The 15,831-nt window shown below is 31.4% G+C and carries 7 protein-coding genes; 6 read left to right on the forward strand and 1 reads right to left on the reverse strand.

What is annotated here, in order from left to right; genetic code table 11:
• Nucleotides 1–244 precede the first annotated feature (244 nt).
• The 6 genes from BLT70_RS11495 (at nucleotide 245) to BLT70_RS11520 (ending at nucleotide 12,201) form a co-directional block, all read left to right on the forward strand.
• The gene (locus BLT70_RS11495) at nucleotides 245–3,199 is read left to right on the forward strand and encodes a T9SS type A sorting domain-containing protein (RefSeq protein ID WP_157691896.1); all 2,955 of its coding nucleotides are present in this window, start codon (nucleotides 245–247) and stop codon (nucleotides 3,197–3,199) included.
• Nucleotides 3,200–3,517: 318 nt separating this feature from the next.
• Nucleotides 3,518–3,859 carry a hypothetical protein gene (locus tag BLT70_RS11500; protein WP_091894548.1) on the forward strand — a complete coding sequence of 114 codons (342 nt, stop codon included), beginning with the start codon at nucleotides 3,518–3,520 and terminating at the stop codon, nucleotides 3,857–3,859.
• 499 nt (nucleotides 3,860–4,358) lie between these two features.
• On the forward strand, nucleotides 4,359–7,664 hold the full coding sequence (locus tag BLT70_RS11505) for a T9SS type A sorting domain-containing protein (RefSeq protein ID WP_091894550.1): 3,306 nt from the start codon (nucleotides 4,359–4,361) through the stop codon (nucleotides 7,662–7,664).
• Nucleotides 7,665–8,329: 665 nt separating this feature from the next.
• The gene (locus BLT70_RS17600; RefSeq protein WP_368086355.1) at nucleotides 8,330–8,503 is read left to right on the forward strand and encodes a T9SS type A sorting domain-containing protein; all 174 of its coding nucleotides are present in this window, start codon (nucleotides 8,330–8,332) and stop codon (nucleotides 8,501–8,503) included.
• A gap of 148 nt (nucleotides 8,504–8,651) precedes the next feature.
• Nucleotides 8,652–10,082, forward strand: a complete 1,431-nt coding sequence (locus BLT70_RS11515) for a T9SS type A sorting domain-containing protein (RefSeq protein ID WP_091894554.1) — start codon at nucleotides 8,652–8,654, stop codon at nucleotides 10,080–10,082.
• A gap of 205 nt (nucleotides 10,083–10,287) precedes the next feature.
• Nucleotides 10,288–12,201, forward strand: a complete 1,914-nt coding sequence (locus BLT70_RS11520; RefSeq protein ID WP_091894556.1) for a sulfatase — start codon at nucleotides 10,288–10,290, stop codon at nucleotides 12,199–12,201.
• 610 nt (nucleotides 12,202–12,811) lie between these two features.
• Here the strand turns inward: BLT70_RS11520 and BLT70_RS11525 are convergent.
• Nucleotides 12,812–15,799: a sulfatase-like hydrolase/transferase gene (locus tag BLT70_RS11525; RefSeq protein WP_091894558.1), complete on the reverse strand. Its 2,988-nt coding sequence runs from the start codon at nucleotides 15,797–15,799 to the stop codon at nucleotides 12,812–12,814.
• Between the last annotated feature and the right edge of the window lie 32 nt (nucleotides 15,800–15,831).

The following is a 15,831-nucleotide window of genomic DNA, read 5'->3' on the forward strand; positions in this document are numbered from 1 at the left end:
AAAAACTTCTGAATTAAGTGCATGTAATACTGTTTTTACGTTGCTTAGATTTTGGGGCAATAGGTAAAATGCTTAATTCTTGTTTTCCTTTTTTTATTAGAAAACCTTTAATTCAACTGATTTTTAGATATTTAAAAAGCAAAATGATGGTTTTAAGCAAAACAATGATGAATATCAGAAAGTAGATAAAGTAGTTAAAATCTAAATTTGTGACCACTAATTATTTAAACTAAAATTAATGATCATGAAAAAACACTTACTTAAAATTTTTAAAAAGAAAAAAACAGCATTTTTGCTACTGGCTTTTATAGGCTTGTGTAGTTTTCAAGCAAATGCGCAAAAAACTACTAATTATTTAGATACAACTTCAGATGGGTTATGGGCTACAGTAGGTAACTGGAGTAATGGCTTGCCAATTGCTGGTGATGGAGATGTAGCAAATCTTACAGAAAGTGTAGATTTAGGAGGCGTTAACCGTGAAATAGGGCAACTTCTTGGTGCAAACAATACTAATACTAAGACATATTCTAATGGTACATTAACTCTTAATGGTACTACAGTGTCAAATACTGATCAGATTATAAGAATTCGATCTAATAAAACGATTACTGTTACTTGTGACGTAGTTGTGGGTGTTGATGGCAAAGATATTAATATTAGAAATAATGCGACTTCACAGCTTGTTTTTGATGGTGGATTTGCAATAGGTACTAATACAGTACATGTAGATAATAATAGTACTGCTACTACTGCTCCTATTCCGGTACAATTTAACGGAGCTGTAACTGGTTCTGGAACTATTAATATAGAGGATCAAAATATATCTACAGGTGCCGCTGCTGATTTTACAGGTTTTACTGGTAGTATAACTTTTGATGGTACTAATGCTTTACTAACTGTAAATGGTGCAAATACAATTGAAGGTTCAATTGGAGTATTAGCAGGAGCAGATGGTAATTCTAAGATAGAATTTATGGCTAGCCAAAGTGGTTTGGATAACCTTACAGTAGACACCCAAAATTTAGCAATAGATTTTGATGCTGCTGCAACATCTGTTGTGTTTTCAGGATATACTACATCAACAACAGAAGGTGTTGTTGATTTACAGAATTATGTATCTGGTTCTTTAAAAATAGGAACTACTGCTACTAGTGTTCCAGCAGCAGTATTAAGTACATGGACTCTTGATGGTGCAGCTGCAACTTTAACTCAAGATGCAACAGGTGCTATCGTTTTTGCTGGTTGTTCAACTCCAGATGTTATTACAACTTTAGCAGCAACTGCTGGTGCAGAGTATGTAACTTTAAGTTGGGATGCCCCTACTTGTTTTGATGAAGTTTTAGTAGTAGCTAAAGAAGGTTCTGCTGTTACAGTTGCACCAACAGGAGATGGTTCAGCATATACAGCAGATGCAGATTTTGGTTCTGGAACAGATTTAGGAACTAGTGAATATGCAGTTTTTAAAGGAACATCTAATGCAGCAGATATTACTGGATTAACTAAAGGAGGTACAACTTATCATTTTGAAGTATTTACACGTAAAGGGACAACTTGGAGCGCAGGAGTTACTACAAGTGCAACTACGAATAATATGTATACTTCAACTTCTGGTGGCAATAGTACTGGTCTTAATTGGGAAGATGCCTCTTCTTGGATAGCTGGAGTTATACCTAGTTCAACTTCAGACGATGTAACTATTAATACAGGAATAATTATTAATTCAGATGTAGATATAAATAATATTATTATTAATAATAGAGTTACTATTAATGCTGGATTTTCTTTAAATGTTAATGACTTACAGCAAAACAGTCAATTTATTTTACAGTCTACATCTGAAGCTTTTGCTAGTGTAATAGCAACTACATTAAGTGGTACAGGAACCCTTATTTATAATAGATGGCTAAATGATTCACCTAATAACGATTTAATTTCTTCTCCTGTAAGTGGAGTACCATTTAGTTCTGTAGCTGCAGCTTCTAATAATGAAGATAAATTTTTTATTAATCCTTCAGTAGCTGGTAACTACTTTTTTGGACCTTTCAATAATACTACTGGTTTGTATGAAACTTACACTACTCCTGATGATGATGCAGTTGTAATTGGTACTGGTAAAGGCTATAGAGCAGCAACTATAGCAGGTGAAGCAAGTACTGTAAGATTTGTAGGAGATATTGAAATAGGAGATTTAAATATTGATATTACAGATGGTGGTGCTGGAGGTGGTACCCTTGCTGAATGGAATTTAATTGGGAATCCTTACCCTTCATATTTAGATTTTGGTGCTTTTTTTACAGCAAATTCAGGTGAATTTCATTTAGATAATGTTGCAGTTTATGGTTGGAATGGTACTGATTATACAGTGTGGAATGGAACAAATTCTTCTGATAAATTAACACCAGGCCAAGGTTTCTTTGTAAGAACTAAAGATGCTACAACTGGTAATGTAGATTTTACAACAGCAATGAGAACAATTGGTAATTCTGATGATTTTGTTGCAGGTAAATCAGCTAACAGTAATAGAGCTTTAGCAAAAATTAATTTAAGTAGATCAACTAAAACATATGCTACAAACGTTTATTTTATAGAAAACAAAACTAAAGGTTTAGATTTTGGATTTGATGCTGGTGCTTATTCTGGCAGTGCAACAGGTATTTATACAAACTTAGTAGAAGATAATAAAGGTTTAGCATTAGCAATACAATCTTTACCTTATGAAGATTATAATAATATTGTTGTACCAGTTACTATTAATAGTGATGCAGGTGAGCAATTAACAATTAGTATTGATAAAAAATCATCTACGTTACCTGAAAACACCTATGTATTCCTTAAAGATAATGTGTTAAATACTACTACTTTGTTAAACGACTCTGATTATCTGTTTACACCAGATACTGCATTAAGTGGATCAGGACGTTTCTTTTTAGAATTCTCTGCTAGCTCAGTATTGTCTACAGATGAGTTTGCTGTAAATGAAATGTTAATTTATACAAACCAAGCAACTAAATCAATTATTATTAAAGGATTATTAAAAACGGATGCAAGTGCAAAAGTATTTGATATACAAGGTAGAATGGTATTAGAACAAAAAATAGAAAGTACTAATATTACAAATGTAATTAATGCTAATTCATTAAATACAGGAATTTACTTGATACAGTTAGAGGGAAGAACTCAAAAAGTTATCATTAATTAAATTATAACTGAACACTTTAAATTCTTTAAACCTTTAATAATAATATTTAAAACATATAAAATGAATAAAAATCAAGAAAATATCACAAGAAAAGAAGCTGTAAAAAAATGGGAAAATATGCTGCACTTACGGCATTAGGTACCTTTATGATATTACACCCACAAAAGGCACAAGCACAATCTGTTCCACCTGATGCTAGTGGAGGCTTTTAAATAAATTTAAAATAATAATCAATTTAAAAACTAGATATTATTTCATAATTTTTAAAAAATATGAAATTATGAATTAATATCTTTAACCTTATAAAATACAAACATCATGAAAAAAGTAATATTATTTTTAGTATTTAGTTTAGTACTTAGTGGTTCTTTATTTGCTCAAAAAAATATAGAAAAAAAGGTAAATACTTATGTAGAAACTGTTGCAAGTAAAATAACACTATCTAGTAAAGAAAAAGAAACCTTAAAAACCTTAAAGGTGGCACAGATGCAATCTGCTTTTGAAATTAATAAAAAGTATGAAAAAGGTACTCCAGAATTAAAAGAACAAAGAAAAGCAAGTAATAAGGATTTTTCTAAAGCCCTTATAAAAGCTTTTGGAAAAGAGAGAGCTCAAGAAATTAAAAAAGCATCTAAAAAAAATAAAAAGAAGAAAGAATAAAACTAGCTTTCAGTATGTAGTAATACTGTAAAGTACTTTTTTAGAATAAAAATAGAACATCCTTTTGTGTTTCTGATATTATAAAAAAATCAGGCAAAAGGGTGTTCTTTTTTTATAAATAACAAATTGTAAACTCGAATTGTTCATTTAATAGTTAGTATGTTAGAAGAGTATAATGCCTTGAAAAACCACATTGTTAATGCCCTTATAATTTAAAAACATTGTTTAATAATTGTTTTTATGTCTTATAAACTTCTTACTAATAAAGAGAACTGCTATTCAATAAAGTTTAAATAGATTGCCTCATTTTATTTTTACATTCTATAAAGAGCAATAAAAAGATGGAATTGAGTAAATCATAAGGAGTAATTAACCTTTAATTTGTTTTCAAAATATTGACTATCATCAAATTTTAGACTGATTTCAGTAAGAAATTGTTTAATTAGAGAAAGTACAACATTCCTATTTCAATAATATTTGCAAAAAAACCATCAAAAATATGATTAAAAAGGTATATTTAATAGTTATATTTTCATGCATCTGTATATGCTCTTTACAAGCACAACATCTTTGGTACGAAAATGAAACAGACACAGAGAATATTATATTTTCGAACTCTGGAAATGGTACTTTTTCTATTAACGAAACCAATCCAGATACCAGTGGTATAAACACAAACGCATTAACTTCTAAGTTTGTTAGAGAAGCAAATGTTACCAAAGGTTTTTCTTATTTTGAATTATCAAAAAACCTTTTAGAAGATGTAACATATACGATAAGCCTTAAAGCATATGTAGATATACCAACTGAAAATTTGACAAGTATAAATCGAATACGTTTCTATATAAAAAATACAACTACAGGAGATCTTAAGGCAATTCAATTAAAATTTTCAAAAGGCCAAGAATGGGAAGAGTTTTCGTTTGTTTTTAACGAAGGTGATTTACCTTCTAAAGGATTTTTAGAGGATGGTTACAATCAAGTATATATAGGTTATGGAAATGGACAAGGATCAACATCAGAAGTTACTTATTATATAGATCAAATATATGGTTCAGTTTTACAGGAAATAGTTGTGCCAGATCCACTTGAAGAAGATCCACTTGTAAATGTACTAAAAGGATCATGGGGTGGACGTTTTTATGTAAGAGGAGGCGAAGACTTAGATGAATATGTTGACAACAGAGGCTATGATTATATAGCAGGTGCTCAAGAAATTGCTGATAGTTACCCTACAATGGGGCATGTAATTACCAATGGTACTAATAATGCAAATTCACATTTGTGGACTTTAAGAACAAATCCTAATGTAGATGCTGTAATGGGAGCTACAGGTTCTGTTGTAGATGAAGAATTTGTACCGAGTTTAGCTAATGAACAAATTATTATTGATGTTATTGATATCTTTAAAAAATCAGGTAAAAAAGTAATCTTATATATAAACTCTTTAAGCCCAGGAGATAGAGCATCAGATGAAGGGGCAGCATCCTGGAATAACTATGTAGATACATATTTTGATGGTAATAATCATGAAGCATGGATGAATTATTGTGAAGGTTATATTAAACGTTTTACAGAATTAGGAGTTGATGGTTACTGGTTTGATACATTTGGACAATATGCTAGAAATAATAGTCTTGGAAGTGCTGGTGTTGATACGACTGATGAAGAAAAAAATGAGTTTGTAGAAATGATTCGTAATACAGCTCCTAATGCTATTATAGCAAATAATAAAGATAAACATCAGTTTCTAGATGAAGACGGCGAGCTAATACTTGTTGATACTGATGGAGTTAATGAAACGGTAGGTATTGATTATAATGATCTAGCTGAAGGTGAAGATGATGATGATATACCTTTTGAGGAAGATGAAAGAGATTATGCTATAATAAAAATGCAAGCAACAAACCCCTGGTCAGACTTTACAGCAGGACATATTACTCCTTTAGGACAAGGAGCTCCTCCTAATTCTTGGGCGTATGAAGAATTCACAGTACCAGATATTGAAGAAAATCATATAACTATTTATGAAGAAAATTCTAAACAAACATTAAAACATTTATTTTTACCTATAAGAGCTACTTGGTCTAGCGAAAGGTCTAACTTAATGTTTGATAAAGAACAAGCGTATCGTTTTGCTAAAAGAATTACAGATGCAGGAGGATCCGTTACCTTTTCAAATACAACATCTACAGATGGTACTACCTCAGATGACGAGGTAGAAATATTAACATATATAGATCAACAATTTGCCATCAATGCAGATGCAACCGTTTATCAACGTCCTGCAGGTGCCTTTCTTGTTGGAGAAGATCATACATTAAATACTTGGAGTGGATTTTCAGATTCAAATTGGCTTACTGCTTCAAATTGGAGTAAAGCTACAGTACCAGTGCTTACAGACAATATTAGAATACCTGTAGATGCGCCAAATTACCCTACAATAACTACTACAGTTTCCGTAAACAGCGTTTCTATAGAAAATAGTGCTTCTTTATTGTACAATGGTGGTTCTTTAACAGCAACAGAAGGTGTAAATTACAGTATTTCAGTAACAGATACAAACTGGCATTTAGTAACTTCACCTGTTTCAGGAGAAAATTATAATGATGATTGGGTTACTGATAATTCAATTGCTTCAGGTACAACTAATTCTGAAAATAGAGGAATTGCAACCTACCAAAACGGAACAGCAACAGGAAACTGGCTTTATATGCAAGGTGGTACTAGCGCAACTTTTGGTGATGGTGTTGGTTATTCATTATTATGTAGTACTGGAACAGGAAATTTTACTTTTACGGGTACAGCAAATTCTTCAAGTATGGCGCCAGCCATTAGTCAAAATGGTACTAATTTTTGGAATTTAATAGGAAACTCATATACTTCTTATTTAGATGTTGCTGCTTTTATTACAGCAAATTCTACTAATTTTGGAGGTGCTTATCAAGCAATTTATGTTTGGGATGGCAGTTCTTATCTAGCAAAAACTACTGGTTATGTATATCCAGGTCAAGCTTTTTTTATAAGTGCAAGTACTACAGGTACAAATGCTTCTTTTACTACAGCAATGCAAAGTCATCAAAATGATATTACTTTTCTTAAAAGTTCTAATACAGAAACTTCTATTGAGATAAGTATAACTGATGGCACAAATAATAAAGCTACAACAATTAATTATTTAGATGAAAAAACACTAGGGTTAGATCCAGGTTTTGATATTGGAATGTTTGACGGTGTTTCTTCAGAATTAAGTTTGTATACTCAATTAGTAGAAAACAATGAAGGAACTGCATTTGCAAGACAAACAGTACCTAATTCAGAGATAGAAACTACTGTAATTCCTTTAGGAATAAAAGCAACAGTAAGTAAAGAAATTACGTTTACTGCAGAAGCCTTAAACTTACCTTCTGGTATAAATGTTTATTTAGAAGACAGACAAGAAAAAACATATACACGTTTAGATGAAGCAAATGCTAAATATAAAGTAACCTTATCTGAAAGTTTAAATGGTTCTGGTAGATTCTATATTCATACTTCTACAAATAGTGTATTAAGTATTGATAGTGCTATTTTAGAAAGTATAGGTATTTATAAAACGAATAATTCTAAGTTGAAAATAACAGGTTTATCTCAAGGAAAATCTACAGTTAAATTATTTAATATTCTTGGTAAACAAATGATGGAGACTTCATTTGAGTCAAGTGGAAGTGATACTATTCCTTTACCAGATTTAGCTACAGGAATCTATATTATTCAATTAAAAACGACCTCAGGAGTACTGAACAAGAAAATAATTTTAGAATAATTTGATATAGTCAGTAAACTCAAAAAAATGAGCGCTTATAAGCACTTTTCTATTATTTTAATGCTTTTGGTTTCTAGTATTTCCTATTCACTATCTTCATATTTATGGATGGTTCTTATTTAGAACGATGGGATATAACAAGTAGCGAACAAGCTAACGCAGATGCAATTGCTGTATCCATTCAATGAATGAGAGAAGCTTTGCAAAAAGGTAAAAAATGATTAATTTACAAACAAACCCAAGTTACAATACAGCTAAAGAAGAGCCTACAGATAATGATGAGTTAATCGCGTATGCAAAAGAAAATATATACTTTCCTTTGGCTGTTTTTTTTTAATAATTACAGAAGAGAACGTCTATTTTAGTTATACAACAAGTGTATATGCTTTAAGCTCTAGTTCAGATGTATGAGACACTAGTTTTATAGCTAAGTTTCATTATTTTTTAGGAGAACCTTTAGGTGCTCCTATAAAAAATGGGTATATTTATGAGCGATCTTTTGAAAATTTAGATCTTAGGGCAAATATTGAAACCAAAGAGACTGTTTTTAATTGGAAAGATAAAACAGTTTTATCTACAGATATACAAAGCTTTAAGGATACATTAGATCTATATCCTAACCCTGTAAATAATACCTTTCGTTTATCAAAAAAATTACATCTGCAATTGTTTATAATATGTTAGGACAAGAAATGATGAAGTTTTCTAACAACAGAAATCAATATGATATTTCCAGTCTTAAAAGCGGTTTTTTTATTATGAAAGTCATTTTAGAAAATAGTGAATCAAAGATTATTCGTTTTGTTAAAAAAGTAAATAAAATTATTAACGACACCTAATCAAAAAAAAATACAAACCACTACTAATCAAAAACTTATAATTTATTTAAAATATAAAGAGAGCAAGGCAATGATTGATTTAAGCAAAGCTAAACACTTAATTTCAACTATTTTTACAATAAATTATTAATCGAATAAATTTAAAATTATGAAAAAACAATTACTTACTAGCCTTTTATTTTTATTAGCATCAATAACTACGGTTGCACAAACTTGGTATGACGTTGATAATGGAGTTACGGATTTAACATTTACATCTACTTGTGATGGATGTTCTGTTTCAACAGTTGCAAATCCTGACGCCACCGATACAGAAGCTACAAATGTACTATTATGGAAAATTGCAGCAGACACAACATTAGATACAGCAGGATTAACTGATGATGAAATAGCAGCATTAAAAATAGGAAACAAAGATCTTAGTTTTAGTTTTCCTAACGGTTATGTACTTACGCCAGCTGATTTCGCTAGTTTGAGTGTAAACGTACGTTTATATATGCCAGATATAACTAATTACTCTAACTTTGATTCATTAACTCGTATTAGGTTTTATTTAGGGACTCAACAAGTACAAGTAAAACTTTCAGATTTAGAAGGTACAGATGTAAATGGTTGGTACACTTTAACCTTTGATTTTAGTGGAAAAACGTATACAGAAAACGTAACTTCGGGTTATATTAGAATCCTTGGTCAATCTAACAGATTTACAAATTTAAATAACGATATTGACTTTCACTTTGATACGTTTACAAGTTCAGTAGCATTATCATTAGACCAAGGAGCAGTTTTAGATGCAGAAGCAGTTTTAGATGCTGGAAATGCGTGGTACCATAACTATAGCCCAGATACATTTGGCGTAACAGTTAATGAAGTACAAGGTGGTGTGTTTTTAGAACAAGGAGATGCAGTAACTACACCAACTACTACAGGAAACAGCAGTCCATTAGTTGCTAAGTTTACAAAAGGAGAAGATCCACACTCACAAATAAAGTTTCAATTACCAGGTGTAATTGATACAGACTATCAATCTGGTGCTATTTTTAAAATTAGAGCCTATGTACCGTCAACAAATGTAGATGGAACTTCTGGTAGAAGGTTAAGAATGTATTTGCGAAATGGAACTGATAATGCAGGGCAAAAAAACATAACAATTGATGTTACTGTTTTTGATGCATGGCAAGAATATACTTTTGATTTTACAGAAGTAAACCTTACCGAAGGAGTGTCTTATAGTACTGCAAATTTATTAATTGATCAACCAGATGCTGATCTTCTTGCTACAGGAAATGTATATTATTTTGATGCTTTTCAAGGACCAGCTGCAGCTATATTATCTGTAGATAACTTTGAACTAAGTAACGCTTCTATTGTTGCGTATCCTAATCCTGCAACAAACAGTTTTCAAATAGATTCTAGTTTAGATATTGAAAATGTAAAATTATATAATATTAATGGACGTTTAGTAAAAACGTTTAAAGCGAACACTAATTATGATGTTAGTAACTTAGCAAAAGGAATTTACATTGTAGATATTAAGACTCTTAAAGGTTTAAAAACTTTAAAAATTGTAAAAGAGTAAATATGTATTTTAAAATAACTCAATAGTATTAAAACCCTCTTGAGATAAGATTTATTTTTTAAATCAAAATTCTATAAAATTTATAAAAAAAAGGTAGTAATTTATATTACTGCCTTTTTCTGTTAAGACAAATAACTTTTTTACTTTATTATAAGTATGATCATCATTATAAGTATGATCATCAATAAATAAAATTATTTATATAATGAAAACACAGTACAAAAATTTCCTCCCTTTAGTTTTAACAAGTGTATTACTATATAGTTGTAATACACAAAAAGCACCCAACAACAAAACACAGAGTAATGATAGGCCAGAGCCTAATGTGGTGCTCTTACTTACTGATGATTTAGGTTGGCAAGATTTAAAAGTGTATGACATAGATAATCCATCTCCATACGAAACACCAAATATTGATGCTTTCGCAAAAGAAGGGGTTCAGTTTTGGCAAGCCTATTCTCCCGCTCCTACTTGTGCACCTAGTAGATGTGCAATAATGAGTGGAACTCATCCTGCTAGAGCACAAAAAACACATGTTGTGGGTGGTGCGCCCCCTACAGTTTACGCTAGTAAAGAAACACAACGTATTATGGATCCTTGGTATAGTGGACGTATGCCAGAAAACGAAACGACATTAGCTAGAGTCTTACAACAAAAGGGTTACACAACAGGGCATGCAGGTAAATGGCATATGGCTATAAACCATCTAGCTTACCCGCAACCAGAGGACCAAGGTTTTGATGTTACTACGCATGATCGTGGAGCTACAATTCCTCAAAAACCACATAGACTTACAGATTTTGCAACTAATAAAGCATCAGATCCTTATCGATTAGATGAAAAAGGGTTTCCTTTTCATCAAAATAACGAAAATGCGTTAAAGTTCTTAAAAGAAAACAAACAAGATCCATTTTTCTTGTATTACGCCACTTTTTTAGTGCATGCACCAATACATACCAGAAGTAAAGCGCTATTAGAAAAATACTGTAAAAAATTAGGTTTAGATTATCCAACTGATCCACATGGTTGGGACGTAAAAGGACAAAACAATCCGTATTATGCTGCAATGGTAGAAATGTTAGATTATTATGTAGGCCAAGTTTTTGATTATTTACAAACTACAGATGATCCTCGTTGGCCTGGTCATAAATTAAGTGAAAATACGTATATTATTTTTACTTCTGATAATGGAGGAATGGAAGGGCATCCTGGTGAAGTTTTTACGGATAATTATCCTTTAGATAAAGGAAAAATAAACGCTAAAGAAGGTGGTACAAGAGTTCCTTTAATTATTGCAGGACCTGGAATAAAAAAAGGAATACAATCGGATGTTGTTGTAAACGGACTTGATTTTTACCCTACAATTCTATCATTATTAAATGTTGAAAAACCAAAAAACAAACATTTAGACGGTGATGATTTATCTACTTTATTATTAAAAGATCCTACAGATTCTAAATTAGTTTTAGACAAAGAAGGAAATGAGAGAAATACGATGATGTGGCACTTTCCACATTCCTCATATCAAAGTACATTACGTGTAGGTGATTATAAAATTATTAGGAATTATGATTACAAAAACAATCCTAAAATTCCAGAATTTGAACTTTACAGATTGTATGACACCTCTAACGGAACTGCTGAACGTGTTGATATAGAAGAAGCAAATAACTTAGCAAAAGTAGAGGTTAAAAGAACAAAAGAGATGAATGATAAGCTTACATCAATCTTAACAGAAATGAATGCGAGTTACCCATCTTACAATCCTTTTTACTTAAAAAAGATGGAGCATAAAGAAACTGTTCCAACAGTAATTTCTGAATCTATAAAGAAAGGTAAGGTTACTTTTAAGTACAAAAAAAATGGAGCAAAAGTTGTAAAAGCCAATCTAATTTATACTACAAATGGTGGGAATGAATATGAAGAGTGGTTTAAAGCAGAAGCAAATATAGAAGGAGTTTCTACTATAACAGCCGTTTTACCAAAAGGAACAACGCATTATCTTATTAACCTAATTGATGAGTACAATTTTTTAGTAAGCTACCCAGAAATGCCTACTATAAAATCTCTTAAGACAGAGAAAAAACAATATTCTAACTATGCATTATCTAGTAAATAAGTAGTACTTAATTTAATTTGGGTTTAAAACAAAAAGACGGGTAATCCTGTCTTTTTGTTTTAAAAATGAATTGTACTCATTTGAAGGTCTTTACCATTCATTTAATTTTTCCTCCTACTTATTCTAGAATTGGTTAACTGCTAATTTTTTAAAAGTAAAGTGTATTTACTATAGTTTTCATAAGGTTTGAGGAGGGTTTTGATAGATAAGTATGATTTAGATTGGACAGCGTAAACAAGCCCAAGCCTCTTAGTCTAAACATGAATAAATTATTAAGTAAAAATATATTCATATCATAAAAAACAATTACTTACAATTATTTTAGCTTTAACAGCATCCATAACAGTTATTGCACAAACTTGGTATCACATTTACAATTCAGTAATAGATTTAACATTTACATGTACGTGTGATGGACGTTCTATTTCAATATCCCATTAGATTATAAAAAGGTTTCTTAGAATATATTTCTAAGGTACTTAGAGATAAATTCTACTTAGACAAACTTACCTTTCGTCTAAATATCATTAAATTATAGTTATTATTTTCCAATATAAAAAGAACCCCCACTAATTTATAGAGGAGGTTCTTTAATTGGGTTATAATAAACTTATTCTTTTAATAATTTTATATGTTTTCTGTTGCCATCCTTACATATAACTTTTAGCAGATATATACCTGATTTTAAATTAGATATATCAATATCTTTATTTGCATTTTCGAATTTGTACGCTATTGCTCCATACACATTGTACAAAATACCTGATGCTACTTCCTTTGTAAGGCTAAAAGTATTTTTTACTGGATTAGGATATAGGCTTAACCTTTCATTACTTTCCTTATTAACATCATCAATTCCTAAAGTAAACTCAGAAACATGAAGTATTACATCTTGAAGTCTTAATCGTCCTACAACATCCTCTCCTGAATTAGAAAGACCTGTTGTTACAAATTTTATTTCTGTAGCCTCATCGTCTGCTAACGTAAGTGGAGTATTAAATACAAACTCGAAATTATTACCTTCATTATTCCCACCACTAGTATAAGTAGCTTGCTGTTGCGTCTCTCCATTAATGGTAATTGCAACGTCTACAATATCATTTTTTTGTGATTTCACGGCAAACGTTACTTTATTTAATATACTTTGATAACCTTCTGTAGATTTCACAAGAAATTTAGCTCCGTCTCCTTCAAGATTATCTGCAGGGTCAATTTCTGTTCTCATTTGTAAATAAATATCACTCCCAGCAGCTGTACCTCCAATCAATTCTGAATAATTATCTACAGCTGTAAAAGTTTGTTCCAAATCTGAACTATTCAGAGTTATCTCATGAAGTGGTTCTGTAGCCCCTAAAACATTAAAGAAAAGATTTACAAATCTTACTCTCGGAGCTAAACCTTCTGAATTAGAAAGAGAGGTTGTTATCACCTGAACCTCTTTAGATGACTGTGTAAATGTAACTGGAGTATCAAATTCGAATAATTCTGGAGTATTATTGTTTGTACTTGTATAGGTAAAATTTTGTGTTTCTCCATCAATAATGATATCAACATTTACAGTATCTCCTGCTTGAGATATAATTCCTAATGTAATTTTATCACAAGTTATAGATGCAACATCAGCAGGAGCTTTTACATAAAATTTAGCTCCATCTCCTCCTTCTACAGTCCTTGCTTGTAAATAAGCTGTACCACCTACAGTTGTATTCCCAATTAACTCAGCATATTCATCTACTACTTTAAAAGGTTGTTCTCCAATAGAAGTAGCAAGTGTTATCTTATGAGGGTTAAATATTGATATCTCTTCCGATTTTACTAAAAAATTATTTTCATCTTCTAACGTAAATATAACCCCTGTAGCTTCTTCTGGCACTTCAGCAGTAATCACATTGCCATTTACAGTTGCTGAAATTTCAAACCACTCTATTTCTTTTGAATCTGCTTCTAGTACCCTATATAGTAAATAAGCCGTTTCAATAATAGCATCTCCAGCATTAGTAGTTAGTGTTGCTGTGGCTACACCTGTATCCTGATCAAAAACTGTTGAAACAACAGACGGAACAATATCTTGATGTTCTAATGGATCACCATTATAATCTGGATTAAATAGCGGTACTCTTGCATTGTTCTCTGCTAAAAGAGTCTCTAATTTTAGAATCATTTCATTTTTAAGCGATGCATCCATCGTATCTATCACATCAAACATTTCTTCTATATCATTATCAGATCCATCGTCATTATATAGTTTAAAAGCTTGATAATAATCTCCTTTATCATAAATCTTATACAATTTATAATTTCCACTTCTAATAGCTGACGTTGCTTTTTCATCTTGTCCATGTGGAAAGTGCCAGAAAAGATCAGTTCTTACTTCGTCATCATTATTTTTTATTTCTGTTTCAGCTCCTCTTAAAAAAGGAAACAAACTAACACCATCTAAATTATTTAACACACTTTCATCAAGAATGGCATCAGCTCCTGTCATTTCCATGATTGTAGGATAGAAATCTAAATGAGAAACCATGTTATCATATAATTTATTTTCTACAATACCAGGTCCCGTAATCACAAGTGGAGTACGCAAACCACCTTCTTTGGTATTTGTTTTCCCTAAATCTAAAGGATAGTTATCTGTAATAATTTCTTTCCCATGAATTTCTGCACCTCCATTATCTGACGCGAATATAATATAGGTAGTTTCAAATAATTTTTTTCCTGGATTTCTTGGGTCATCAGTCTCTTTTAAATAATCCACAACTCTCCCTAAACTCCAATCTAAACTAGCAATCATTGCTCCATAATATGGATTTGTTTGCCCTGGCGTTGTAATATCTGCATCCGTTGTTGGCAGAGGAATTCCTAATTTATCACAATAATATTGTAGTAATGCTAAATCTCTTGTTTGTATTGGTGAATGCACCAACCAATGCGCCATATATAGAAAAAAAGGTTCTTCTTTATTATCTTCCATAAAATCTAATGCAAGCTCTGTTACGGCATCATAAGGTCTTCCATCTTCATCTAATCGATAAGGATCATCTTCTGCATCAGTAGCAAAGTCAACAGACCTGTCACCCATAGATCTGGTAATTCCTCTATCAGTATCTTGGTAATCAAACCCTTGATCTACAGCTTCTGGATAAATATTGTGATTAGCTGCCATATGCCATTTACCAATATGACCAGATACATATCCTGAAGGTTTCAAGGCTTCAGCTATGGTAACTTCATCTACTTGTAATCTACCAGGGAAATACGATATTATAGTTTTATTTGTAGCTTTCCCTTCAGGTATCTGACCTCCAGCTACATGAGTCATTTTATTTTTAAGAGGCATTCTACCACTCATGGTACCTCCTCTTGATGGCGAACAACTAGGTGCTGAAGCATAGGCTTGTGAAAAATTAGCGCCACTTTCTGCCAATGCTAACATATTTGGTGTTTCCCAAGGAACAACAGTACCAACATCATTTAACTGAGTATCTTGCCAACCTAAGTCGTCTGCGTAAATAAAAACAATATTGGGCTTCACTAATTCTTGCCCATTAAGAGAAAAAATTGAGATCAACAAAAAGAAATATAAAATTGAGTTTTTCATTATTTATGTTTTATTATGGTTGACACAAAAAT

Source organism: Polaribacter sp. KT25b (genome assembly GCF_900105145.1).
Lineage (GTDB): Bacteria > Bacteroidota > Bacteroidia > Flavobacteriales > Flavobacteriaceae > Polaribacter.